This is a genomic window from Aminobacter sp. P4_D5 (assembly GCF_056401815.1).
The window spans coordinates 1-543 of the sequence record NZ_JBFUIP010001268.1; the positions used below are offsets into that span (position 1 = coordinate 1).

Here is a 543-nt window from a genome sequence, read left to right on the forward strand (position 1 = left end):
CATCCTCACCGCGATGAGCGGGGGATAAGGGCCCGGTTTCACGGTTCTGAAACCATTCCGTCATCGGTTCATCGCCTCTGGAGGGTAGGCCMACGCCCGCAGATTGAGTGAGGCGTGATGACTGAACGGCGCAACGTGCTGCTGATCGTCGTGGATCAGTGGCGGGCGGATTTTCTCGCAAATCTCGGCGCGGATTTCCTGCGGACTCCGAACCTCGACCGGCTCTGCCGCGAGGGCGTGACCTTCCGGAACCACGTCACGACCACCGTCCCCTGCGGCCCCGCGCGCGCGAGCCTGCTGACGGGCCTCTACCTGATGAACCATCGTGCCGTGCAGAACACGGTGCCGCTGGACGCGAGGCACACCAACCTCGCCAAGCAGCTGCGCCGCATCGGCTACGACCCGGCGCTGATCGGCTACACCACCACCACACCCGATCCGCGCGAAAGCAGTGAGCGCGATCCGCGCTTCACCTATCTCGGCGACCTCATGGACGGGTTCCGCAGCGTCGGCGCCTTCGAGCCGACGATGGACGGGTATTTT

Annotated in this window: 1 protein-coding gene; it reads left to right on the forward strand. The window is 65.1% G+C overall.

Annotated elements, in window-relative coordinates:
- Positions 1–117: 117 nt before the first annotated feature.
- Positions 118–543: sulfatase-like hydrolase/transferase (locus tag AC1DWF_RS37870; RefSeq protein ID WP_476843546.1), on the forward strand; the 426-nt coding region annotated here is incomplete at its 3' end.